Here is a 22,526-nt window from a genome sequence, read left to right on the forward strand (position 1 = left end):
ATGGCAAACCCCTCCGACCTTCCAGTTGAAGCGCTTTCGGAAGAACAGGCTCGCGCCGAGCTCGCCCGCCTTGCTATGGAGATTGCTTTCCACGATCAGCGCTACCACGCTGATGATGATCCAGCCATCTCTGACGCAGAATATGATGCGTTACGGAAACGAAACGAGGCAATAGAAGCCTCGTTCCCGGCGCTCGTGCGTGCAGATAGCCCGTCCAAGCGGGTGGGGGCGCAGGTCCGCGCGAGCAAGTTTGGCAAAATCACTCATTCCCGGCCCATGCTGTCGCTTGAGAATGCGTTCAATGACGATGATGTCAGCGAGTTTGTTGCACGCGTGCGCCGTTTCCTCGGCCTCGGCTCGGACGCGGACCTGTACCTGACGGCAGAACCAAAAATCGACGGCCTCTCGCTCGCGCTCCGCTACGAGCAGGGCAAGCTTGTGCAAGCTGCCACGCGCGGCGACGGCGCGGTGGGCGAGAATGTTACCGCCAATGCGCGCACCATTGCCGACATCCCCGAAACACTCGGCGGCGATGATTGGCCGGACGTCATCGAGGTGCGCGGCGAGGTTTATATGGGCAAAGCTGACTTCCTGAAGCTCAATGAAGCGCAGGAGGCGAAGGGCGCCAAGGTTTTTGCCAACCCGCGCAACGCAGCAGCTGGCAGCCTCAGGCAACTTGATGCGAGCATCACCAAATCCCGCCCGCTGCGTTTCTTCGCCTACGCCTGGGGCGAGGTGAGCGCCATGCCGGCTGATACACAGATGGGCATGATTGAACGCTTCAAGGCCTGGGGCTTTGAAGTGAACCCGCTGATGATCCGTTGCGACGGTGCAAATGGTGCGCTCGAACGCTACCGCCTGATTGAGGAACAGCGTCCCACGCTCGATTACGATATCGACGGTGTGGTGTATAAGGTTGACCGCCTCGATCTGCAGGACCGCCTTGGTACCGTGGCACGGGCACCGCGCTGGGCCATCGCACACAAATTCCCGGCTGAAAAGGCCATGACTATCCTGCGCGACATCGATATTCAGGTGGGCCGGACAGGTGCGCTGACGCCTGTAGCAAAGCTTGAGCCTGTGACCGTGGGCGGCGTGGTCGTTTCCAACGCGACCCTGCATAACCGCGATGAGATTGCCCGCCTTGGCGTGCGTATCGGAGACACGGTGATTGTACAGCGCGCGGGCGACGTGATCCCGCAGGTTGTTGAAGTGGTGATGGACAAGCGCCCCGCAGACGCTACGCCGTTCGAGTTTCCCGAGGAATGCCCTGTATGCGGCTCACAAGCCGTGGCGGAAGGCGATGACGTTGTGGTGCGCTGCACCGGTGGCCTTATCTGCTCCGCCCAGTTGACCGAACGCCTGCGCCACTTTGTCAGCCGCAACGCCTTCGATATCGAAGGGCTGGGTGCCAAGCAGATCGAAGCCTTTGCCGAATGGGGCTGGGTGAAAGAGCCGGGCGATATTTTTGAGCTCAAAAACAAAGTTGATGAACTCAAGCTCAAGGAAGGCTGGGGCGACAAGTCGGTCGATAACCTGATGGCCGCCATTGAAGAACGTCGCGAGATTGATTTTCACCGTTTCCTCTTTGGCCTTGGCATCCCGTCCATCGGGCAGGAGACAGCAAAGCTGATCGCACGGCATTTTGGTACCGTTGACGCGCTCAGAAGCTATCTCGCTGACGGGCTCGTGCTGATCCAGAAGCTTGAGGAGATGTTCAGTGCGCAAGAGGTATCGTCCCTCAATTATGTGCTGATGAAGTTCGGTACACTGAAGGCGTTTGAAGATGCGCTTCGGCCCGGCGACCTGCTCGCTGACCCGAACGGGTATGTGGAACTGGTGGCGGAGCGGGCGGCACGAATCAAAAGCGGCAGCCTGAAGGGTGACAACATCAAGGTCGCGCATCTCGAGACCGTTGCTGCGTTCCTTGAGCGGCCAGGCTTCCGTTTCCCGGCGGACACAGCGCGCGCGCTTTATGCGCACAATCAGGAACTGGCGAACATTGATGGTATCGGTGTTGATGCCATCCTGAATGTTGAGGACTTCTATACTGAGCCGCAGAACCGCAGCGCATTTGAACGCTTGCTGTCTGAGCTGACGGTGCGTGAGGTTGAAGCACAGGCAAGTGATAGCCCGGTCTCGGGCCTGACGGTTGTTTTCACCGGAAGCCTTGAGAAGATGACCCGCAATGAAGCCAAGGCCAAGGCCGAAGCACTTGGCGCCAAGGTTGCGGGGTCGGTGTCCAAGAAAACCGATATCGTGGTGGCGGGGCCGGGGGCTGGTTCAAAGCTCAAGAAAGCAGCCGACCTCGGTGTGCGCACCATGAGCGAGGAAGAGTGGCTGGCGCACATTGGTGCCTAACTACCTGTTATTCCTTGTGAACATGGCCGCGCTTCGTTAGGCTTCCCGGAAGTTTCAGAGAAGGGAGCATGGCATGTCACTGAAAATGATTCAGGTGATTGCACCGGTATCGACAGAGGCCAATATCCGCAAGATCGCGTCAGGCTATGACTGCGTCATCTCCTACCATAAAGGCGTGCCGCTTGAGGACGACCATGCGATCTATTTTCTGCTCACACGCTCCGGCGACCGGCAGGAAGTGATTGACGAACTTCAGCTCCTTCTCACCACATCCAAGAAAGCGCGCATGACCATCTCGCCCGTTGAAGCGACCTTGCCGCTTGTGGAGATTGGCGGGGCGACCGATACGCGCGAGGAGCTCTATCACAAGATGCGGCAGGGCGCGCGGCCTGACCTCAACTATATGATTCTCACCTTCCTATCGACCATCGTGGCACTCATTGGCCTTGTTCAGAACAATGTGGCTGTCGTTGTGGGGGCGATGGTGATTGCCCCGCTTCTCGGCCCCAACCTTGCGTTCGCCTTTGGCACCAGCCTTGGCGACAAGGAAATGATGACACGGTCGTTCATCACCGCGTTTGGCGGTATTTGCCTTGCTATTGCTGTATCAGCCTTCATTGGTGCCTTGTGGCACGAAACGCCAGATAGCCAGGAACTTATGCTCAGGACACAGGTAGACTTGAGCGGACTGGCGCTTGCAGCAGCCTCCGGCATGGCCGGCGTGCTGTCGCTCACCTCCGGGCTGTCCATGACCCTTGTGGGTGTCATGGTCGCCGTCGCGCTGTTGCCGCCTGCGGCTGCGCTTGGCTTCCTGCTGGGGCGGGGGGAGTTTGCCTTGGCTTATGGTGCCGCGCTTCTTCTGGTCGTCAACGTGGTGTGCGTAAACCTCTCCGGCCTGCTGGTCTTCCTCGCGAAAGGTATCAAGCCGCTGCAGTGGTTTGAACGGCGCATGGCCAAGCCTTATGTGCTGTGGGGCATCGCCGTTTGGGCTACCCTGTTGATTTTGCTCATCCTTGTAGTTGGTGTGCGTAACCTGCGCTGACCCAATCTTTCTTATTATTTCTCCAGACTGTCACGCAGTTGCCTGAATATTACCATTATGTGACTTGCGCATGGCGGGAAGCTTTAGGGCTAAAGCTATGCGTATAACGCATAGCTAGTCTGCGGTTTTAATAGCTTCTTAATCATACCGCATGGGCGTATCTACGCGCTGTCAGCAAGGCCTGACAGTAAAAAGATAAAACAGCGAGATTGGTGACAGGAGAGAACCGATGGCTAACACAGTAAAACAAATCGAGACGGTAGATGCATTCAGCTTCATGGGCCTGATGGCCGCTCACGGTAAAGTACCGGGCGTAGCATGCGGCAGCAAAGACAAGACTTTCTTCTTTGCAGATACCGAAGAAGCAGCAATTGAACTTGCGCTTGACCTCACGGCCAAAGGTGACTTCTTCACGCTGATGACTGCAAAAGGCATGATGCGCGCTGAGCCAGTGCGCAAACCAGTGCAGTTCAAAATCACCCGCCCGCGCAGCCTCGGTGGCGGCTTCGGTGGTGGTGCCTTCGGTGGCGGCGCGTTCGCCCACTAAGAGATTTCTCAGGAATTTCTCCGAGACATTGTTTTCGGATATTCCGCGTGGGACGGCTATTCCCGTGGCCGACCCACAACTCCCCGAACCTTATATACGTATGAGGTTCACGGCTTGCGCAAACTGAGCGCGAGCCACTCCCCTTTCTCTACTCTGCCCAGAGATACTAGTCCTTGGCGCTCATAAGCGCCGAGGACTTCTTTTTCCTGGGTGACAAGAAGGCCGGAAAGTACAAGCGTTCCTTCGCTTGCAAGGGCTTCGGTGATGTCGGCCGATAGGTCCACCAGGGGCCCTGCCAGAATATTCGCGACAATCAGGTTAAAGGGTTTCTCGCCTGCAAACGCCGGGTCATCAAGGCCGTCTGCAGCAAGCGTAGCGATACCCGGCTTGTCGTCGCCCATGGCCCGTGGGGTTCCGGTGTTGATCTCGATATTCTCGTCCGTCACCACAATGGCGATGGGGTCAATGTCGCTCGCGACCACGCGGGCATTCTGCCAGATTTTATGGGCACCAAGTGCCAGCACGCCTGAGCCAGTGCCAAGGTCCAGCACGCGGTGGGGCGTGATCTCACGTGCGAGTGCATCCAGCACTTCAAGGCAAGCTGCGGTGGTTTCATGTTTGCCAGTGCCGAAGGCTTGGCCTGCGTCGATTTGCAGGTTCACTGCACCAGCCTTGGCCTTGTCGCGGTCATGCGCGCCAAAAACAAAGAAGCGTCCGGCTTCAACCGGTGACAGCAGTTTCTGGCTCTCGCTCACCCAGTCTTTGTCCTCAACGGCGGCGAAATCGTGCGGCCAGTCCGTGAGGCCGGCACGCTCAAGCATCTCGGCCACAAAGCCGTCTTCCGGTTTGGATGCGAAGAAGATTTCAACGAGCCAGTTGGTTTCGCCCGGTTGCTCGAAATAGGAGAGGGTGGGCGGAAACTCGCCGCGCTCATCACCCATCTCGGTCAGCAGATCATCAAGCGCGCTTGCTTGTTCGACCGGCAGTTCGCCCTTGAGGCACCAGATATCACTCATGATCATGCTCCTGCGCTATCTCAAGCGCGCGTTACGAAGGTGTCGAGCACCCGTTTGCTGCCGGCTTTGTCGAAGGCGACAAGCAGTTTGTTGGCCTCGACATCCTCAACAATGCCGTAACCGAATTTCTCATGGAACACCCGTTCGCCGATCGCGATGTCGCTTAACTTTGGTGCCGCAGCTTTTTTCTTGGGCCGCGTCGGTGTCACGTCGATGGTGCGGGCAGGGCGCGAATAGCGGGTCTGCTGGTCCTGCCGCCAGCTTTGCGCGCGCTGCCATCCGGGGCCGTATTTGTCGCCGCCGGAGGTATAATAACCGCTAGTGTCGTAGTCCGATGCAGTGTCTTCACCCCAGCCGCTGCGCTGGTTGCGACCGGCATAAAGACCTTGCGCGGTTTCCATCTCGGTGTGCGAGGATGGCAATTCCTCGATAAAGCGGCTTGGCAGGCTTGATTGCCACTGGCCGAACACCTGCCGGTTGCCTGCGAAATAGATATAGGCTTTTTTCTTGGCCCGCGTGATGCCCACGTAGCCGAGGCGGCGTTCTTCCTCCAGTCCGCGCAGGCCGGTTTCATCAAGCGCGCGTTGGTTCGGGAACAGGCCTTCCTCCCACCCGGGCAGGAACACGGTGTCGAACTCCAGCCCCTTCGCGGCATGGAGGGTCATCAGGGTGACCTTTTCAACCGTGTCGTTGCTGTCATTTTCCATCACAAGCGCGATATGCTCAAGGAAGCCACCAAGGTTCTCGAACTCGCCCATGGCGGACACCAGTTCCTTGACGTTCTCAAGCTTGCCGGGGGCATCAGGCGATGTATCGTTCTGCCACATCTCCATATAGCCGGATTCGTCGAGCATCATCTCGGTCACTTCCACATGGCTGTGGGTGTGAAGGAGGGCGCGCCAACGGTCAAAGTCGTCCATCAGGCGGCTGAGCGTTGACCGTGCGGCGGGGCGCAGCATGTCTGTCCCGCAAATTTGCCGTGCCGCATAGGGCAAGGACACACCGTGCGCCGATGCCATCTGATGCACCTTCTGCAGGCTGGTGGTGCCAAAGCCACGTTTGGGCACATTGACGATACGTTCAAACGCGAGGGCATCGTCTGGCTGCGCAATCACACGCAGGTAGGCCATCACATCGCGGATCTCTGCGCGTTCATAAAAGCGTGGGCCACCTACAACGCGGTAGGGCAGGCCAAGGGTGATCATGCGTTCCTCGAACTCGCGCATCTGGAAGCCGGTGCGTACAAGGATGGCAATCTCGCTCAGTCGGTGGCCCTTGTGTTGCAGGCTTTCGATCTCTTCACCAATGGCGCGTGCTTCCTCCGGGCCGTCCCACACACCGCGCACATCCAGCTTTTCGCCGTCATGGCTTTCGGTCCACAGTGTCTTGCCAAGCCGGTCCTCATTGCCTGCAATCAGGGCCGAGGCGGCAGCGAGAATATGGCCGGTGGAGCGGTAGTTCTGCTCGAGCTTGACCACCTTGGCGCCTGGGAAATCGGTGGAGAACTTGAGGATGTTGCCAACCTCGGCCCCGCGCCAGCCGTAGATGGACTGGTCATCATCGCCCACGCAGCAGATGTTCTTGGAGGCCTGCGCCAGAAGCCGCAGCCACAGATACTGCGCGACGTTGGTGTCCTGATATTCGTCCACCAGAATATAGCGGAACTGATTGTGATATTCCCGCAGTACATCTGGGTTGGCCTGAAACAGCGTGATGACGTGCATCAAGAGGTCGCCAAAGTCACAGGCGTTCAGGACCTTCAGACGTTCCTGATACTGTTCATAAAGCATGCTGCCAAGGCCGTTTGCGAAAGCGAAGGCTTCACCCTGCGGGACTTTCGCGGGCGTGAGCGCACGGTTCTTCCAGCGGTCGATAAGCCCGGCGAGTGTGCGGGCAGGCCAGCGCTTGTCGTCAATATTCTCAGCCTGAATGAGCTGCTTGAGGAGCCTGATCTGGTCGTCGGTATCGAGGATGGTGAAGTTGGACTTGAGGCCAACCAGTTCAGCGTGTTTCCTGAGAATGCGCACACAGACGGAGTGGAAGGTGCCGATCCACATGCCTTCAACCGGGCGACCGATCACACGGGCAACCCGGTCCTGCATTTCCTTCGCTGCCTTGTTGGTGAAGGTCACAGCAAGGATGTTCCACGGCGCCGCACGACCCGTTTGCATGATGTGCGCGAGGCGTGTTGTCAGCACCCGGGTTTTGCCGGTTCCGGCACCAGCCAGCACCAGCACAGGGCCTTCAGTGGCCAGCACAGCATCGCGCTGCGGGGCATTGAGGCCGTCCAGATACGGGGGCGGGGCGTCATGACGCGGCGCAGGCGGCGCTGCGGGCGTGTCTTCGCCAAGGTCATCAAGGTCAAATGGATCACTCATCATTGGGCGTCTATAGCACTTGATTTGCGTCAGGCAAAGCGTCGCTTTTGCGCTTTTTGAAAAAGTGATGTTCTTGTCTTGTTCACATTAGCGGCGACGGCCGATTTGCATGTCGCCACCCTGACTTTCCAGAAGCGCGCGATTGTATTCCTTCATCACGTCGCGGTGGCGGATGAGGCCGACAACCACGTCTTGCTGCTCTGACGAGACGACAGGCAGAATATCTTCGCCGCTGACTTCAAGTTTTTGCAAGGCAACCTGAAGTGGCTGGTCCGCGCGCACAGTGCGCGGTGTTTCGCGCATATATTCGCCGACTGTGTGATTGAGCGCGTTATCACCCTCGAATATATCGGCGGGTAGCTGGCCGAAACTCAGCACACCGACCATCTTGCCTGTCTCATCGGTTACAATGAGCATGCCGCCGCCTTGTGCGACCAGTAGCTCCCGCGCTTTGATGGCCAGTTCATTCTCTCGAACAGTGAAAAAATCTCGCGTCATATGATGCATCACGCGGGCGGACTTCAACAGGTAGGTGGCTCTGCCGCCTTCAAGTCGTACACCCCGGTTCGCGAGCTGCATATGGAAGAAGGAGCGTTCATAGAAGGCGCTTGTCACCATGCTGGACACTGCGGAGGCGATCATAACCGCGATGGTGACGTTATAGTCGCCCGTAATCTCGAACACGATCAGCATGGTTGAAATAGGTGCGCCAAGCACGGCGGATGCCACAGCACCCATGCCGACAACGGCATAGAGCCCCGGCGTCGACGCCAGCGCAGGGAAGACTGAGCCAGCAGCAATGCCAAAAGCGCCACCCACCATGGCCCCGAGGAACAGGGAGGGCGAGAAGACACCGCCGCCGAACCGGCCACCGAAGGAAATGATGGTGGCCACCATCTTGGCAATTACAAGCGAGACAAGCAGTTCAAAGCCATATTCGCCATTGAGGGCCTTGCTGGTGGCTTCATAGCCGACGCTGAGGATTTCCGGGAAGTTGAGCGCGATCAGGCCGACAAAAAGCCCGGCGATCGCAGGCTCCAGCCAGTAGGGGATTTTGCTGAGGCGAACGCGCAACTGATCCGCCCAGTTCATGCCGGACATGAAAATGACAGCGGTGATCGCAGCCACGATGCCGAGGATGAAAAAGGCAGGGAATTCCCAGAAGCTGGCGATGAAATATTCCGCGGTCTCAAACGCCGGAAAATTACCGAGATGCGCGCGGCTGACGAGCGTGCCGGCAATCGCGGCGATAACGACCGGCGCGAAAGCATGCAGGGCATAGTGCCCGATAATGACTTCAAGCGCGAAAAATACGCCAGCAATGGGGGCGTTGAAGGATGCCGCCACGGCAGACGCAACGCCGCAGCCAAGCAGCGTGCGGGCAACCGCCGGGTTCAGGTGCAGAAGGCGCGTGATGGTCGCTGCCAATGTGGCGCCCAAGTGCACCACAGGCCCCTCCCGCCCCATGGACGCGCCGGAGCCGAGCGATATGATGGTGGTGCCCGCACTCAAAAGGCCGTGCCTCAGGCCAAGGCGACTTTCATTGAGGGCTGCTGCCTCAATGACGTTGGGCACGCCCCGTGTCTGGTTGCCCGGCAGGAAGCGCAAAAGCTGTCCAACGATCAGGCCGCCAATCACAGGCACCGCCACAATGTGATACCAGGGTAGCGCCGCAGCCCCTGTGGCCAGCTCACTTTCGTGTTGCCCGAAGGCCAGATTGAGGATTTCCCCGATGCCGAGGTAGAAGCCGATGGCTGCATAGCCCGCGAGCACACCGGTAATAGCCGCTATCACAGTGATGGCGCCAAATTCATATCCGCCGGATGAAAACAGTGAGGCGCGAACCTTGCGCCTGACCAGTGACATCAGTTTTTTGCTTCGGCGGGATGTCATGCTGCCAATTGCCTCCGGCAGTGCGACGCAACCCAACTGTAAAACACGTGTATCATCATTACGGTAAGTGCTGACCTTGAATTCGATTTTGCACCTTAGTGTGCGATTTTCAAAAGGTTAAGAAAATTCGCCGCACGGCTGCCGCATTGATGCGCTTTACTGAAAAAGGCTGACTTGCATTCTCGCGCCCGTGTGCGCACTCTTGCGCCACACGCTTTTGGGCCGGATACACGGAGGGGACGTATGAAAACCGGAAAACTGGGTCGCATTCTAATGTGGGTGGTGGGCTCTTTTGTTGGCCTCATTATCCTCACCTCCATCGTCCTCAGTTTTCTAGACTGGAACCAGTATCGCGGCACGCTTGCCGAACTGGTGTCCTCCCGCCTTGGCATGCGTGTTGAGCTTGCTGGCGACATTCGCCTTGGCATCCTGCCGCGTCCGTCCATGTCCGCCGAATCAGTGCGCCTGTGGCCGGCACAGGAAGGTGCTCCAGAGCCCGTTGCAACAGCAGAACTTATTGAAGCAAGCCTTGGGCTTAGCGCCCTCATCAAGGGCGAGCTTGAAGTGCAGCATCTGGGCCTCAAGGGTATTGCAGTAACCTTGGAAGAACGGCCCGATGGCAGCATCAATCTGCGCGGTTGGCCCGAGACTGAAGGTACGAGCGAAGAGGCAAGCGCCCCCATCCAGATGGACCGGCTGACGCTTGAGAACAGCGCCGTCACCATCATGTTCGCCGACGGCACCTCCCGCAAGGTGGACGGTATTAACCTGGAGCTTTCAGGCACCTTGCCAACCGGCCCGCTGGAGTGGGAGGGCAGCCTCTCAAGTGGTGGTGAACGCCTTGCAACCACTGGTAAACTGCGGCCTGCGAGCGGTAGTGAGGCCATGTCGGTCAAGGCTGATGTGGGGCTTTCGGGCGGTAGCGCTGATATTTCAGGCCGGGTGGAAGATGGCGGCTTCACGGGGCGTATACAACTGAAGGGTGCTGAGATCGATCGTTTTGCCGCCGCCGCGCAGGCGCTTGCAACAGGCGCTGCAGGCGACATGCCGCTGCCTAAACTGCCGTTTGCGCTTGATATTCAGGTGGACCGCAGCGCAGCCGTCACCAAAGTAACGTCGCGCACGCTGAGCCTTGGCGAGACCCATGGCCGCGCTGACCTCATCCTCACCCCGCGCGACGGCAAGACCCATATGGGCGGCACCGTCTCGATCGGCATTATTGATACCAAGCCGTGGATGGATAGTTTCACCACACCGCCAAAGAAAAGTGGTGGTGCGCAGGCCGCTGCACCTGAGGCGGCAGATGACGCCGCGGACCTCACCAACTTGCCCGTATTTGGCGCGATCGATGTTGCGATTGAAGGCGTGCAATTGAACGGCGGCCTTATCCAGCAGGTGGATTTCTCCGTCGGTGTCAATGATGGCGGCCCTTATATCGCGGACCTTCAGGCACTGTTGCCGGGCGCGACCAATATGGTATTCGCGGGCAAAGTGGGGGCTAGCAAACGCGGCAAAGGCAAGCTCACGGTCAATTCCGGCAACCTGCAGGACTTGCTGCGCTGGGCGGGCTATGACCCCGCAGGCCAATTGCCAGCGGGCCGTTTGGCGACAGCAGACCTCTCGGCCGACGTATCGCTCGGCAAGCGCGGTTGGTCGGTCACGGGTATCAAAACACGGCTCGATACTACCAATATCACCGGCGACGTGCAGGGTGATTTTGCTGAAACCTGGCCAGCGTCCGTCAACCTTGTGGCTGACACCATCAACCTTGACGCCTATCTGCCGGAAAGCAAGGACGGTGAACCGGTCGTGCTGCCTGAAACGTCCCTCCTGGAGAGTTTCCCCAAGCGCGCAACCAAGGTTTCGCTTGAGGCAGGTTCTATGCAGTGGTCCGGTCAGTCCTTCACAGACGCTAAAGCACAAATGCTGCTGTCCGATGCCGGTATCGACCTCACCGCGCTTGATATGAATGTGAAGGGCGGAGCGCTCTCGGCCAAGGGTAAGGTGAAGCCGGTTTCGGGGCAGTGGGAGCTTGATAGTGAAGTGGCTATGCAGTCATGGACCTTCCCCTTCGTGAAAGCCCTGATGCCGGAAGCGGACGGATATATTCGCGCCGCGGCGCTGAACGGCCTGAATGCCACAGCCCGCGCACAGGGGCCGCTTTCGAAGCTTTATATTACTGCGAATGCGAACAAAGGTGACGCGAAGAAGCTGACGGCAAGCGGTACCGTTTCCTACGCGCCCGATAAGCCGATCGCCTATGATATGCGCGGTACGTTCAAGCATAATGACCTCGCGCCGCTCGCCGCCACAACCGGTTTTGCTATCCGTGGCGCGGCTCCGGCGGACCTCAACTATACCGTTGGGCAGGCGCCAAGCGGTGCCATCACGATGGACGTGAGCGGTGGGTTCGCTGGCGGGCAACTGATTGCCAAGGGCCAGCAAGGGGAAGCCAAAAGCACTTGGAAGGTCGGGTTTGACCACAATACCGCGAAGCGTGCAGCAACCCAGTTCCTGCCCATGCTGAAGATGCCTGCACCAAACGCACCCCTGCGTATCGCGGCTGATGTCACGCTCGCTGATGCGGCTTGGACTTTGGAAAGCCTTGATATCCGGAATGGTGACGCACAACTCGCCGGTAAAGTGGGAGCAGACAGCAAACAGCGCCTGTTTGGTAACCTGCGCGGTGCTGGTTTTGTGGTAGAAAACCTGACAGGCAACAAAAAGGGTGAAGCAGCAGCGGAGCCCGCAAACGCGGAACCGTTCAAGTTTGAAAGCTTGCGCGGTTATACAGGCCAAGTTGACCTCGCGCTTGACGGTGTAACGCTTGCGGGCCAACGCCTGATGGCACCAAAGGCAGCGGTGACGGCCGGTGACGGCGTCATTCGTATCGACCTTGGCCAAGCCGCCAAGCTGAATGGCAGCCCCGCAACGTTTGCGGTTGACCTGATGCTCGACGGCACACCGAAGCTGAACGGCAAGATCAATATTCAGGACTTTGATATCGCGGCAGCCCTGCTCTCGGAAGGCTTTGGCAAGGTCGCGAACGGCACGGCCTCCTTCGCGCTTGATTTTCAGGCCACCGGCGAAACGCCGGAGGCGATGATCACAGCACTGCGCGGGCAGGGTATGATTTCCGGCAACGCCGGTGGCGCGCTCAATTTCCTTAGCGTACCAGCGCTTGTGCGCCAGATATCTGATGCCAAGACACCGACGGGGTTCCTGACCTCAATCGGTGGGTTCCTGCGCCAGGGCAGCACCAATTTCGCCAAACTTGAGACTAAGTTCACCCTCGATAGCGGCGTGGCGCTGGTGGAAAACTTCCTCGCCTCCGGCCCATGGGGTGCCCTGAACCTCGACGGTCAGGTCAATTTCCCGCAAAGCCTGCTCGACCTCAAAGGCCAGCTGAATCTTACGAACCCGCAGGATGCGCCTGCAATTCCCGTTAAATATTCTGGTGCGCTCAATAACCCGTCAGCCAATTGGACAAGCCGTGCGCTTGAAAGTTTCGTTCTGTCTGGCATTGAGCGCCGCCTCCGCACGACCCTGTTCAAGGAACAGGAGAGCCAGGAGGCTGCTTCCGGCGAAGCGGCGGAAAACCCGGCAGGCGCGGTGTTTGGGCGTGCGTTTGGCTTCCTTAACAAGCTGAAAGAGCAGCAGGAAGAAGAGAAGCGCAAGCAGGAAGAGGCGAAGAAAAAAGCCGAAGAGGAAAAGAAAAAGGACCAGTAGGGTCCGGGGCAGGTGGTTTATGTCCGGCTCTCGCGCTCAAGCGTTTGCAACACAAAGGCGCGAATGGCACCGGAGAGGGAGCCGTCCCGCGCTTCGTCAAGCTGGCGGACAAGCTCATTCACCGACAGGGACTGTTTTTCCGCGATGCGCTTCAGGTGTCGCCAGAAGCAAACTTCAAGCGAAATGGACGTCCGGTGCCCGGCAAGGGTAACCGAATGTTTTTCAAGTCTGGCGTCATCAAGGTCGTACATGGGCGTGATCATGCACCGGCACGATGCGCCGTCAAGCCTCTTGACGTTTTCGGTGGGTGCGAATAAGAACAAAATAAGAACATAAAATGGACAGCGACGGAGCGAAATGATGGCCGAACCCCTGAAGAATTATTTCAGTCATGAGGTGGTCGGGCAGATTGGTGCGATTTTCAAACGCGCTGATGCTGCTTTTGACGACGCGCAGTATATGGCGCTTGCGACCGATAATCTGGAGGCGCTGGAGCTCAAAGAGCGGGTGCTTCAGGTGATGGACGCACTTGATGCGACACTCCCGTCCGACTTTGACGCCTTCGCTGACCGTGTGCTTGCCAGTATGCATGAAAGTGAGGATGCCAGCGGGCAGGGCCTCAGCTTCGATGGCCGCGGCGTTTGCGGGTTTGCCGCCTGGCCGGTGACGGACCTTATCACCCGGCGCGGCATCGATGTGCCGGAGAAGGCATTACCTGTGCTCAAGGAAGCAACCAAACGCTTCACGGCTGAGTTCGCCATTCGACGTTTCCTGATTGAGCATCAGAACTACACACTGTCTGTCCTTAATGGCTGGGTGGAAGATCCGAACCGGCATGTGCGCCGGTTGGTGAGCGAAGGCACACGCCCCCGTTTGCCATGGGGGTTGCGTTTGCAGGACTTTGTCGCGGACCCCACGCCCATCATGCCGTTCCTCGCCGCCCTCCGGGACGACCGGGAAGATTATGTGCGCCGGTCTGTCGCCAATAGCCTCAATGATATTGCAAAGGACCATCCGGATCTGGTTGGCGGCCTGGCTGGTGACTGGCTCAAGGGCGCGAATGCGGAGAGGGAGCGGCTCCTGCGTCACGCCTGTCGTACGCTCATCAAATCTGGCCATGCAAAAACGTTGAAGGCGTTCGGTTATGTGGGTGACGGCAAGATTGAGTGTGATCTGAAGGTTTTGACGCCCGCTGTTGCTTATGGTGACGCGCTTGAGTTTGGTGTGGAACTGTCGGGCAATCTGGCAGGCAAGGCTGTGATGCTCGACTATGCCATCCATTTTGTGAAGGCTAATGGCAGCCGTGCACCCAAAGTTTTCAAGTGGAAGGATACGTCCGCAACCAGCAACACACTTGTGGCAAGCAAACGCCATGCGATCAAACCCATCACGACGCGCCGCTATTATCCCGGCGAACATCTGGTGGAGATTTGGGTCAACGGTGTTTCGGTCGCGTCCGCGCCCTTCATACTCACCATGCAGGAACAAGCTGCATAAGCTGCGCTTTTTAGCCCCTCTAAATTTCCTCACTTGAATTTCATATGACTATATAGCAATTTAGCTATATGGCTATTCATGTAGATATTGAAACAGGGCTGAAGGCGCTTGCGAGCGACAAGCGCCTTTATGTTCTGGAGCTTCTGAAGGACCCGGTGGGAAATTTTCCGCCGCAGGTTGATGGCGACCTTATTGCGGACGGTGTTTGCGCCAACTGGCTGACCGAGCGGCTGGAGGTCAGCCAACCCACAGCTGCCCGGCACCTGAAGGTGTTGACGGATGCGGGGTTTATCATCCCTACCCGCAAAAAGGGGTGGGTGTTCTACCGGCGTGATGAAGCGGCGATAGACCAGTTCAAGACAGCGATACGCGAGGAAATATAATGGACAAAACCTACGAGAAAGACCTGCTGACCGCAGCGGGCCTGGCACAGGACTATCTTGGCAATGTGCTGGAACAATCTGTGTTCCCGAGCGAGGCGGCGCGCGCGGCGCTTACGGCGTTCGATGAAGACCTGCCGGAAGTGGGGCGTGACAGCACAGAAACATTAAACCTGATGCACAGCAAAGGTAGCCCGGCGACGACAGCAACCACCGGCGCGCGCTACTTTGGCTTTGTGGTGGGCGGTGCGCTCCCCACAACAACTGCCGCGAACTGGCTGGCGACCGCGTGGGACCAGAGCCCGTCGTCCGAGATGAATTCACCCGCCGCCGTGAAGATCGAGACGGTCGCAAACCGTTGGCTGCTGGACATCCTCGGCCTGCCCGCTGATAGCGGCGTGGGCATGACGACGGGCGCCACCATGGCCAATTTCACGGGCCTCGCGGCTGCGCGCACCGCGCTGCTGTCGCGCAAAGGCTGGGACGTGGAAGTGCAGGGCCTCTATGGCGCGCCTGAGATCAAAGTCATTGTGTCGGAAGAGGTGCACATCACGGTCGAGAAAGCGCTGTCGATGCTCGGTTTCGGCAAAGGCCGTGTTACCCGTGTGCTGACAGACGCAAACGGCGCGATGCTCCTTGACGCATTGCCTGAGCTTGATGATCTGACAATTGTTTGCACACAGGCTGGCAATGTGAACTCAGGCGCGGTGGACCCGATTGAGGCAATTGCAAAACGTGCGCGTGAGGCTGGTGCGTGGGTGCATGTGGACGGTGCCTTCGGCCTGTGGGGCAAATTGCTTGCCGACCGGGTGGCGCTGTTTGAAGGCATCGAACTGGCGCATAGTTTTGCGACTGACGCGCACAAATGGCTGAATACGCCCTATGACTGCGGTATCGTGATCTGCCATGACCCCAAGTTCCTGCACCAAGCCATGGTGACATCCGCGCCTTACTTCCGCGAGGACGGGGCCAACGCGCCCAAAGACATGGTGCCTGAGTTTTCCCGCCGCGCGCGCGGTGTTGAAGTATGGGCGGCCCTGCGCACTTTGGGCCGCCAAGGCGTGACGGCGATGATCGACCGGTGCTGCGAGAATGCCCGCCGCTTTGCGGATGGCTTGAAGGCGCTTGGTTTTGAGGTGCGCAACGATGTGGTGCTGAACCAGGTGGTGGCGACCATTGGCACAGCCGAGGAACTGGCGGCTATCCGTGCGCATGTGGAAGCGTCCGGCGAATGCTGGTTCGGGCCGACGGTCTGGAAAGGCAAACACGGCATCCGCATCAGCGTTTCAAGCTGGCGCACCACAGCCGAAGACGTTGACCGTTCGCTGGCTGCCATCAAAGCGGCCAAGCAGGCGGTGCTGGGCTAGAGTATCGCGTGTAGTATTTCCCGCCCATGCTTGCTACTATCGTTTGGTGATGTGGCAAGCATGGGGTGGGGTGCCATGGGTGAAATTCTGAAAAATGAAGTCGGTAGCCTTTGTCCGGCGATGAAGGCGGCAGACATGGTGGGCGACAAATGGGTCATCCTGATCCTGCGGGAAATGTTCCTCGGCTCGTCGCGCTACAATGAGTTCCAGCGCGCATTGCCGCGCATATCGCCGACCATCCTTAGTAAACGCCTCAAGCAGCTGGAAAGCGACGGCCTTGTTATCAAGAAGGGTGGCAAGTCGGGGGAATACCGACTGACAGCCTGTGGGCGCGAGCTTTGGCCTGTTATTGAAGGGTTGGCCACATGGGGCTTGCGCTGGGCTCGGCGACGCCTAAGCGAAGAAGATATCGATAGCGGCACCTTCATGTGGGATTTTCACCGTACCCTGAATACGGGCGCGCTACCGGACGGCGAAACGGTGATCTGTGTCAGCCTGTCTGATCGCACGGTGAACCGCACATGGTGGATGGCGGCCTGTGACGGCACGGTGGAACTGTGTGTCGACGACCCGGGCAAGGATGTCGACCTTTACGTGAGCGGCACGTTGGAGACTATTGCCGGTGTGTGGATGGGCGATACGCCGGTGCTTTCTGCGGTCAAGGATGAGCGGATCGTCATGAACGGGGCGCCACACCTCGCGCGTACGGTGGACCAGTGGTTTCCAAAATCCATGTTCGCGGAAGTACGGCCTGAACGCCTGATGGCTTAAACGCGCTACGCTACAGGCCCCCGCCAGAAGCCTGTAGCGCGCATGGCAAAAGCGTCAGCTGTTGCCGAGGGCCTGTACGTCAGCGGCTTTCAAGAGCTGGCCGCCAATACCCCAATCACCTTGTTCAACTTCCATGATGCGAACCCAGGTAACAGGGCGCATGCCTTCGCCTTCAACGGCGACCATCGCTTCGGTGACCTTCGCGATCAGGTCTTTTTTCTGGGCAGGGGTGAATACGTCTTTGATTACGTCGATCGTTACAAGTGGCATTTTCGTTTCCTCGTCTAATGCTTATGTCCGGGCTGTCCGGCTCGAGGGGGAAAATGCCTCAACAGGCATGCGCGCAATAGTGCACGGTGCGTAGCATCGCACTATTAATTGCGCAGGAAACCACTACAGAATCTGTAGTAAGGGCGGAAAAATGAAGAAGGGGCGGAAAAACCGCCCCTTTTGCTTACAGGTCTTTGAAGAAGTCGTTGCCCTTGTCATCCACCACAATGAAGGCCGGGAAGTCTTCAACTTCAATGCGCCATACCGCTTCCATGCCTAGGTCCTCAAAATCGAGAACTTCAACCTTGCGGATGTTGTTCTTGGCGAGGATGGCAGCCGGGCCACCGATGGAGCCGAGGTAGAAACCGCCGTTCTCCCCGCACGCCTTGGTCACGTCCTTCGAGCGGTTGCCTTTGGCGAGGCTGATCATGCTGCCGCCCAGCTTCTGGAACGGGCCGACATAGCTGTCCATGCGCCCGGCTGTCGTTGGGCCGAAGGAGCCTGAGGCATAGCCTTCCGGTGTTTTGGCCGGGCCGGCGTAATAAATGATGTGGTCCTTGAAGTAAGCAGGCATCTCGGCACCGTCCTCCAGCATCTTCTGGATGCGGGCGTGCGCGAGGTCACGTGCGACGACGATGGTGCCCGACAGACTGAGGCGCGTCTTGATCGGATACTGCGTCAGTTGCGCGAGGATGTCTTTCATCGGCTTGTTGAGATCAACCTTCACGACCTCCTCAGACAGATGATCGTCAACAATCTCGGGCATGTATTTGGCAGGATCGGTCTCAAGCTGCTCAAGGAACACACCGTCCTTGGTGATCTTGCCTTTGGCCTGACGGTCGGCCGAGCAGGAAACGCCGATGCCCACCGGAAGGCTCGCGCCGTGGCGTGGCAGGCGGATGACACGGACGTCGTGGCAGAAGTATTTGCCGCCGAACTGCGCACCGATGCCCATGTTCTGGGTCATCTTGTGGATCTGTTTTTCCATCTCGACATCGCGGAAGGCGCGGCCGGTGGCGTCACCTTCGGTCGGCAGCTCATCATAATAGCGCGCGGACGCCTTTTTGACGGTCGCGAGGTTCTGCTCAGCCGACAGGCCACCAATCACGATCGCGAGGTGGTAGGGCGGGCACGCCGCGGTGCCGAGGGTTTTGATCTTTTCCTCGAGGAAGGCGAGCATGCGGTCTTCGCGTAGGCTGGCCGGCGTCTGCTGGAACAGGAAAGTTTTGTTCGCGCTGCCACCACCCTTGGCGAGGAAGAGGAATTTGTATTCGTTGCCCTCAGCCGCATAGAGGTCGATCTGCGCCGGGGTGTTATTCTTGGTATTCACTTCCTTGTACATGGATAAGGGGGCCATCTGGCTGTAGCGCAGGTTGGTTTCCGTATAGGTGCGCATCACGCCTTTGGTCAGCGGCGCCGCGTCATTGCCTTCGGTCCACACATGCTGGCCCTTGGTGCCAACGATGATGGCGGTGCCAGTGTCCTGGCAGGACGGCAGCACGCGGCCCGCAGCGATGTTTGCGTTTTTCAGCAGTTCCTTGGCAACAAAGCGGTCGTTCTCGCTCGCTTCCTCATCCTTGAGGATGTTCGAAAGCTGCTCAAGATGGCCGGGGCGCAGGAGGTGCGCGATGTCAGACATCGCTTCCTTGGCCAGCAGTTCAAGCGCACCGTCCTCAACCTTCAGGATTTCACGACCATCAACGGTGATGGTGGAAACAAAGTCGGAGGTAAGCTTGCGGTAAGGGGTGGCGTCTTTGCCAAGCTGGAACAGGTCGCTGTAGGTCCAGTCGCTCATGAAGGATGCCTCATATCATGTGCCGCGGATGCGGAAAATCTGACAGGGAGGCGAGGGCGCGAGCGCCCACTCGCCCCGTATGGTTTGGCGGTCTTATTTTTTGCGGAACGCGTCGAGCGTAACCACATTGTCCGTGCCGGTGTCTTTGGTGTCACCAGCCGGTTCGTCCTGATTGTCAGGCGTTGGTGCCGCGTCGTCGAACTCTGGCGCTTTGCCGTCTTCAAAGTCGGCTTCAAACACCTCTGCATCGTCGTCGTCAAACTCTGCATCCTCATGGAACTGCAGGGCAAACTGTACGCTTGGGTCAACAAAACCAACAACGGCATCGAAGGGGATGCGCAGGTGTTCGGGTTTCTGGTTGAAGGACAGGCCGACCATGAAGTGGTCTTCCTCAACCTTGAGGCCCCAGAACTTGTGCTGCAGAACAATGGTCATTTCCTCCGGGAAACGGCTCACCAGATGGGCTGGGATATCAACACCCTCAGCTTGCGTCTTGAACGCAATATAGAAGTGGTGTTCTCCCTTGAGGCCGTCTTTCTCAGTATCCCTGAGGACAGCCCGTACTACGCCGCGCAGCGCTTCCTGCACTTTGGCGTCATAATCGATATAGGTTTCCGACATTGCGAACCTAGCTCCCGTAACATTACACACGGTTTCCGGTTCTTATAATGCCAAGCATCCATAGGGTGAAGGGGAAATTAGTAGATTTTGAAATGGGAATTGCTTTCGTCCATTCTTGCAGCTTCAAAAATATCCCTTTTGCCAAATCAGGGATACCATCCCGCTCACGCTGCCTTTATGGTCTACCGGAGGGCCGCCCGGCTACCGCCCATGGTAGCACCGGCGGCACTTTGTAACCGGGGCGGGGGCGAGTGAAACACAATCTAGAACATTTTGAAAAGGCCATGGCCTTTATCGATGCCTCAAAAAGCGCAACCTCGATTGATGCGCTGAGCGCGGCGTTTCAGGAGGTCAATACTTCCCTCGGGTTCGATCATTTTGCCTGTCTCTCCTCTGTTGAGTTTGGTGCGATGCCGGAAGGCGCGGTGTTCCTGAGTGGTGGTGCCTCCGAGTGGTCTGACATTTACCTTGAGGAACATTTTGGCCGCACGGATCGTGTGCTGCAGATATCGCTTAGGGAAAATATGCCTGTGCGTTGGGACAAGGAAAACCCGCTCGTGGGCCTTGCTGATGCAAGCGGCGAACCCAGCGTCCTTTTTGGTATCACCGTCCCCATCCATATGATTGGCTCTTTTCCCGGCACCGTGAATGTTGTTGGCCGCACGAATGAGATTGCGCCTGAAGCTGAATATGCCGTCCAGCTTATGAGCGTTTATTTGCATGATGCGGCACTGAGGCTCGCGAAAGAGGAAGATAAGCCCATGCGTCCCGCCATCCGGCTGACCCCGCGGGAACGCGAATGCCTGCAGTGGGTTGCGGCTGGAAAAACGGATTGGGAGATTGCCGCTATCCTCTCGCTTTCCGAACGCACGGTGCATAATCATATTGAGGGGGCCAAAAGCAAGCTTGAGGCAACGTCGCGTGTGCAGGCGGTGGTGAAAGCCTTCCTGCGTAATTTGATTTACTGAATACATCCTTACGTTTTATAAGTACCTGAGAGTGCAACGAGACTGCGGGGGCAATCCGTGTGGCCGAATTAGCGAGTTTCCAGATCGCGATGGATTTCATCGAAGATGCCAAAATGGCTGAAAGCCATGAGCGTCTTGGTCACCTGTTCCACACCGCCGCACGTAAACTTGGCTTCAATCACTATGCCTGTGTGTCCTGCCTCGCGTTCGATGAACTGCCGGAGGACGCTGTTTTCCTCGCGCACTATCCGGACGACTGGACCGAATATTACCTTGAAAACAAATACGACCGTATCGATCGTATTCTTCAGGTTTCCCTTGGCTCCAGCATGCCGTTCAACTGGGATCATGCGCAGGTGGTGCAAGGCCGCAGCACAGCGCAGCAGCGCTTTTTTGATGAGGCGGAAGACGCGGGCATTGTCTACGGCGTGACCGTGCCCATTCATGTGGTGGGCGGCTATCCGGGCGCGGTGAATATCGTGGGGGAATACCACCAGAATGACCCCGCGGTTGAACACGCGCTCCATCTGATGAGCGTCTATATGCATGACCGGGCGGTCAAGCTTGGTAAGACGCGCGCCGGCAAACGCATGATCCGGCAGGACCTCACCCCGCGGGAGCTTGAATGCCTCAAATGGGTTTCTGCTGGCAAAACAGACTGGGAGATCTCCTGCGTGCTCAGCATCGCGGAACGTACGGTCCATGCTCATATTGAAAATGCCAAGCGTAAGCTGGGTGTTCACACACGCCTGCAGGCGGTGGTCAAGGCATTTCTGTCATCTGGAAACTACCTTAAGTAATAGAAATTCAATCGCGCCCGGAAACCTAGTCTGATCAGCCGATAGCGCCCGGCTGCCTGAATTCCGATCATGTGCCCTCACATAGCCATCAGGGAGGCGGGCATGATCCATGCGGTAAGCGCACATAATCAATCCGAATACCGACCATATCTGCGACAGCTGTGGCAACAGCGCTATGACGTTTTTGTTGAGAAAATGGGCTGGAGCCTTGACTGTGCCGAGGGCACCGAACGCGACCAGTTTGACCGGCCGGACACGGTCTATCTTCTGAGCATAAACGACGACGGGCAGTTGCGCGGTGCCATGCGCCTGCTGCCGACCACAAAGCCACACCTGATGAGCGACCTGTTCTCACATCTTTGTGCGAAGGGCGTGCCGTCCGGTGAAACGGTGTGGGAAATCTCCCGTTTTTACAGCCTTACGGGCCGCCACATGATGCTGGAGCGGGACCGCACGGTGTCTGAGCTGATCTGCGGTCTTTATGAATACGCACTGGAGACTGGCATCAAACAGGTGACGTGTGTCGCCAGCATGGTGCTGTTTCCAACCATTCTTAAAGCAGGCTGGGACGTTACCCCCCTTGGTTTGCCTGCTGTGACTGATGATGAGGTGGTGCTTGCCTTCCTCATTGACCTGAACCGCCGCGACTATCCGCTCGTGGCACGGAACCGCAACGTTGAGGGCAGTGTGCTTCTGCGCCGCAGCCTTAGGGAAGAACAGTGGGAGATTGCATCATGACAATGGCAGATACCAAACTTGGCCCGGTCAAACCGTCCATCATCAACAAGGCGGCAGAGCAGTTGTTTTTCCTGTTTGCGCAACTTGACCCGGCGCGCGTTGAACTGATTGTTGAACGGGTGGAAATGGCCATCGGCGCACCCCACGGCGACGCGATCACTGAAATGGGCCCCAACACCCGGCGTGCGGTTATCGAGCAAGCTGTTGCCCGGCTTCTCTACGCTATCGCGGGCATGCCATACGAGGATGTGGTCTTTGCCCTGACATATGCGGAAACGCAGGCAATGATGGACGGCGCTCGTGACGAGATGACCGCAGAGTGCAGCTTGTCCTGAATGAATGATCTCTGGTGG

The 22,526-nt window shown here is 57.9% G+C and carries 19 protein-coding genes; 12 read left to right on the plus strand and 7 right to left on the minus strand.

The features are described from left to right. From ligA to B150_RS0111265, 3 genes are all read left to right on the plus strand, one after another. Complete coding sequence (ligA, locus tag B150_RS0111255; protein WP_020400030.1) at positions 1 to 2,361, plus strand: NAD-dependent DNA ligase LigA; 2,361 nt, start codon at positions 1 to 3, stop codon at positions 2,359 to 2,361. Between the two features lie 73 nt (positions 2,362 to 2,434). Next, on the plus strand, positions 2,435 to 3,403 hold the full coding sequence (locus B150_RS0111260) for a TIGR00341 family protein (RefSeq protein ID WP_020400031.1): 969 nt from the start codon (positions 2,435 to 2,437) through the stop codon (positions 3,401 to 3,403). 229 nt (positions 3,404 to 3,632) lie between these two features. Next, positions 3,633 to 3,950, plus strand: a complete 318-nt coding sequence (locus B150_RS0111265; protein WP_020400032.1) for a hypothetical protein — start codon at positions 3,633 to 3,635, stop codon at positions 3,948 to 3,950. Between the two features lie 107 nt (positions 3,951 to 4,057). Here B150_RS0111265 and B150_RS0111270 read toward each other — a convergent pair whose 3' ends face one another. The 3 genes from B150_RS0111270 to B150_RS0111280 form a co-directional block, all read right to left on the minus strand. After that, positions 4,058 to 4,966, minus strand: coding sequence for a 50S ribosomal protein L11 methyltransferase (locus B150_RS0111270; RefSeq protein WP_020400033.1), 909 nt, complete (start codon positions 4,964 to 4,966; stop codon positions 4,058 to 4,060). A gap of 20 nt (positions 4,967 to 4,986) precedes the next feature. Then, on the minus strand, positions 4,987 to 7,347 hold the full coding sequence (locus B150_RS0111275; RefSeq protein ID WP_020400034.1) for an ATP-dependent helicase: 2,361 nt from the start codon (positions 7,345 to 7,347) through the stop codon (positions 4,987 to 4,989). An 84-nt stretch (positions 7,348 to 7,431) separates the two neighbouring features. Then, entirely contained in the window at positions 7,432 to 9,237 is a 1,806-nt protein-coding gene (locus B150_RS0111280) for a chloride channel protein (protein ID WP_020400035.1), read from the minus strand. Positions 9,238 to 9,480: 243 nt separating this feature from the next. On the opposite strand from B150_RS0111280, the gene B150_RS0111285 reads away from it, so the two are divergent. Then, positions 9,481 to 12,966, plus strand: a complete 3,486-nt coding sequence (locus B150_RS0111285; RefSeq protein ID WP_020400036.1) for an AsmA family protein — start codon at positions 9,481 to 9,483, stop codon at positions 12,964 to 12,966. Positions 12,967 to 12,983: 17 nt separating this feature from the next. Here the strand turns inward: B150_RS0111285 and B150_RS0111290 are convergent, their stop codons facing one another. After that, positions 12,984 to 13,217, minus strand: coding sequence for a ribbon-helix-helix domain-containing protein (locus tag B150_RS0111290; protein WP_035921518.1), 234 nt, complete (start codon positions 13,215 to 13,217; stop codon positions 12,984 to 12,986). A 106-nt stretch (positions 13,218 to 13,323) separates the two neighbouring features. On the opposite strand from B150_RS0111290, the gene B150_RS0111295 reads away from it, so the two are divergent. From B150_RS0111295 to B150_RS0111310, 4 genes are all read left to right on the plus strand, one after another. After that, complete coding sequence (locus tag B150_RS0111295) at positions 13,324 to 14,463, plus strand: DNA alkylation repair protein (RefSeq protein WP_202899507.1); 1,140 nt, start codon at positions 13,324 to 13,326, stop codon at positions 14,461 to 14,463. 68 nt (positions 14,464 to 14,531) lie between these two features. Next, a complete protein-coding gene (locus B150_RS0111300) occupies positions 14,532 to 14,846 on the plus strand; it encodes an ArsR/SmtB family transcription factor (RefSeq protein WP_020400039.1) in 315 nt (104 codons plus the stop codon). After that, the gene (locus tag B150_RS0111305) at positions 14,846 to 16,210 is read left to right on the plus strand and encodes a pyridoxal phosphate-dependent decarboxylase family protein (protein ID WP_020400040.1); all 1,365 of its coding nucleotides are present in this window, start codon (positions 14,846 to 14,848) and stop codon (positions 16,208 to 16,210) included. Before B150_RS0111300 ends, B150_RS0111305 begins: the two co-directional genes overlap by 1 nt. Positions 16,211 to 16,285: 75 nt before the next feature. Then, complete coding sequence (locus B150_RS0111310) at positions 16,286 to 16,981, plus strand: winged helix-turn-helix transcriptional regulator (protein ID WP_020400041.1); 696 nt, start codon at positions 16,286 to 16,288, stop codon at positions 16,979 to 16,981. 54 nt (positions 16,982 to 17,035) lie between these two features. Here B150_RS0111310 and B150_RS0111315 read toward each other — a convergent pair whose 3' ends face one another. The 3 genes from B150_RS0111315 to B150_RS0111325 all read right to left on the minus strand — a co-directional run bounded on the left by B150_RS0111315 (position 17,036) and on the right by B150_RS0111325 (position 19,667). After that, positions 17,036 to 17,251 carry a tautomerase family protein gene (locus B150_RS0111315; protein ID WP_020400042.1) on the minus strand — a complete coding sequence of 72 codons (216 nt, stop codon included), beginning with the start codon at positions 17,249 to 17,251 and terminating at the stop codon, positions 17,036 to 17,038. A gap of 184 nt (positions 17,252 to 17,435) precedes the next feature. Next, positions 17,436 to 19,046: a fumarate hydratase gene (locus tag B150_RS0111320; RefSeq protein ID WP_020400043.1), complete on the minus strand. Its 1,611-nt coding sequence runs from the start codon at positions 19,044 to 19,046 to the stop codon at positions 17,436 to 17,438. A 93-nt stretch (positions 19,047 to 19,139) separates the two neighbouring features. Then, the gene (locus B150_RS0111325; RefSeq protein WP_020400044.1) at positions 19,140 to 19,667 is read right to left on the minus strand and encodes an SspB family protein; all 528 of its coding nucleotides are present in this window, start codon (positions 19,665 to 19,667) and stop codon (positions 19,140 to 19,142) included. A 251-nt stretch (positions 19,668 to 19,918) separates the two neighbouring features. Here B150_RS0111325 and B150_RS22410 point away from each other — a divergent pair, with 251 nt between their 5' ends. From B150_RS22410 to B150_RS0111345, 4 genes are all read left to right on the plus strand, one after another. Then, entirely contained in the window at positions 19,919 to 20,635 is a 717-nt protein-coding gene (locus B150_RS22410) for a helix-turn-helix transcriptional regulator (protein WP_020400045.1), read from the plus strand. Between the two features lie 59 nt (positions 20,636 to 20,694). Continuing rightward, positions 20,695 to 21,435, plus strand: a complete 741-nt coding sequence (locus tag B150_RS20740) for a LuxR family transcriptional regulator (RefSeq protein WP_020400046.1) — start codon at positions 20,695 to 20,697, stop codon at positions 21,433 to 21,435. 102 nt (positions 21,436 to 21,537) lie between these two features. Further along, entirely contained in the window at positions 21,538 to 22,173 is a 636-nt protein-coding gene (locus B150_RS20745; protein ID WP_020400047.1) for an acyl-homoserine-lactone synthase, read from the plus strand. After that, positions 22,170 to 22,508, plus strand: coding sequence for a hypothetical protein (locus tag B150_RS0111345; RefSeq protein WP_020400048.1), 339 nt, complete (start codon positions 22,170 to 22,172; stop codon positions 22,506 to 22,508). The genes B150_RS20745 and B150_RS0111345 overlap by 4 nt, the downstream gene beginning before the upstream one ends. The last annotated feature ends 18 nt before the right edge of the window (positions 22,509 to 22,526 follow it).

The sequence above is a fragment of the Kordiimonas gwangyangensis DSM 19435 = JCM 12864 genome, assembly GCF_000375545.1.
GTDB classification, from domain to species: Bacteria; Pseudomonadota; Alphaproteobacteria; order Sphingomonadales; family Kordiimonadaceae; genus Kordiimonas; species Kordiimonas gwangyangensis.

Coding starts and splice junctions, on each gene's coding strand:
- B150_RS0111285 (WP_020400036.1), top strand. CDS start 9,481: ATGAAAACCGGAAAACTGGGTCGCATTCTAATGTGGGTGGTGGGCTCT.
- B150_RS20745 (WP_020400047.1), top strand. CDS start 21,538: ATGATCCATGCGGTAAGCGCACATAATCAATCCGAATACCGACCATAT.
- B150_RS0111345 (WP_020400048.1), top strand. CDS start 22,170: ATGACAATGGCAGATACCAAACTTGGCCCGGTCAAACCGTCCATCATC.
- B150_RS0111260 (WP_020400031.1), top strand. CDS start 2,435: ATGTCACTGAAAATGATTCAGGTGATTGCACCGGTATCGACAGAGGCC.
- B150_RS0111310 (WP_020400041.1), top strand. CDS start 16,286: ATGGGTGAAATTCTGAAAAATGAAGTCGGTAGCCTTTGTCCGGCGATG.
- B150_RS0111290 (WP_035921518.1), bottom strand. CDS start 13,217: ATGTACGACCTTGATGACGCCAGACTTGAAAAACATTCGGTTACCCTT.
- B150_RS0111275 (WP_020400034.1), bottom strand. CDS start 7,347: ATGATGAGTGATCCATTTGACCTTGATGACCTTGGCGAAGACACGCCC.
- ligA (WP_020400030.1), top strand. CDS start 1: ATGGCAAACCCCTCCGACCTTCCAGTTGAAGCGCTTTCGGAAGAACAG.
- B150_RS0111305 (WP_020400040.1), top strand. CDS start 14,846: ATGGACAAAACCTACGAGAAAGACCTGCTGACCGCAGCGGGCCTGGCA.
- B150_RS0111295 (WP_202899507.1), top strand. CDS start 13,324: ATGATGGCCGAACCCCTGAAGAATTATTTCAGTCATGAGGTGGTCGGG.
- B150_RS0111280 (WP_020400035.1), bottom strand. CDS start 9,237: ATGACATCCCGCCGAAGCAAAAAACTGATGTCACTGGTCAGGCGCAAG.
- B150_RS0111315 (WP_020400042.1), bottom strand. CDS start 17,251: ATGCCACTTGTAACGATCGACGTAATCAAAGACGTATTCACCCCTGCC.
- B150_RS0111325 (WP_020400044.1), bottom strand. CDS start 19,667: ATGTCGGAAACCTATATCGATTATGACGCCAAAGTGCAGGAAGCGCTG.
- B150_RS0111320 (WP_020400043.1), bottom strand. CDS start 19,046: ATGAGCGACTGGACCTACAGCGACCTGTTCCAGCTTGGCAAAGACGCC.
- B150_RS0111300 (WP_020400039.1), top strand. CDS start 14,532: ATGGCTATTCATGTAGATATTGAAACAGGGCTGAAGGCGCTTGCGAGC.
- B150_RS0111270 (WP_020400033.1), bottom strand. CDS start 4,966: ATGAGTGATATCTGGTGCCTCAAGGGCGAACTGCCGGTCGAACAAGCA.
- B150_RS0111265 (WP_020400032.1), top strand. CDS start 3,633: ATGGCTAACACAGTAAAACAAATCGAGACGGTAGATGCATTCAGCTTC.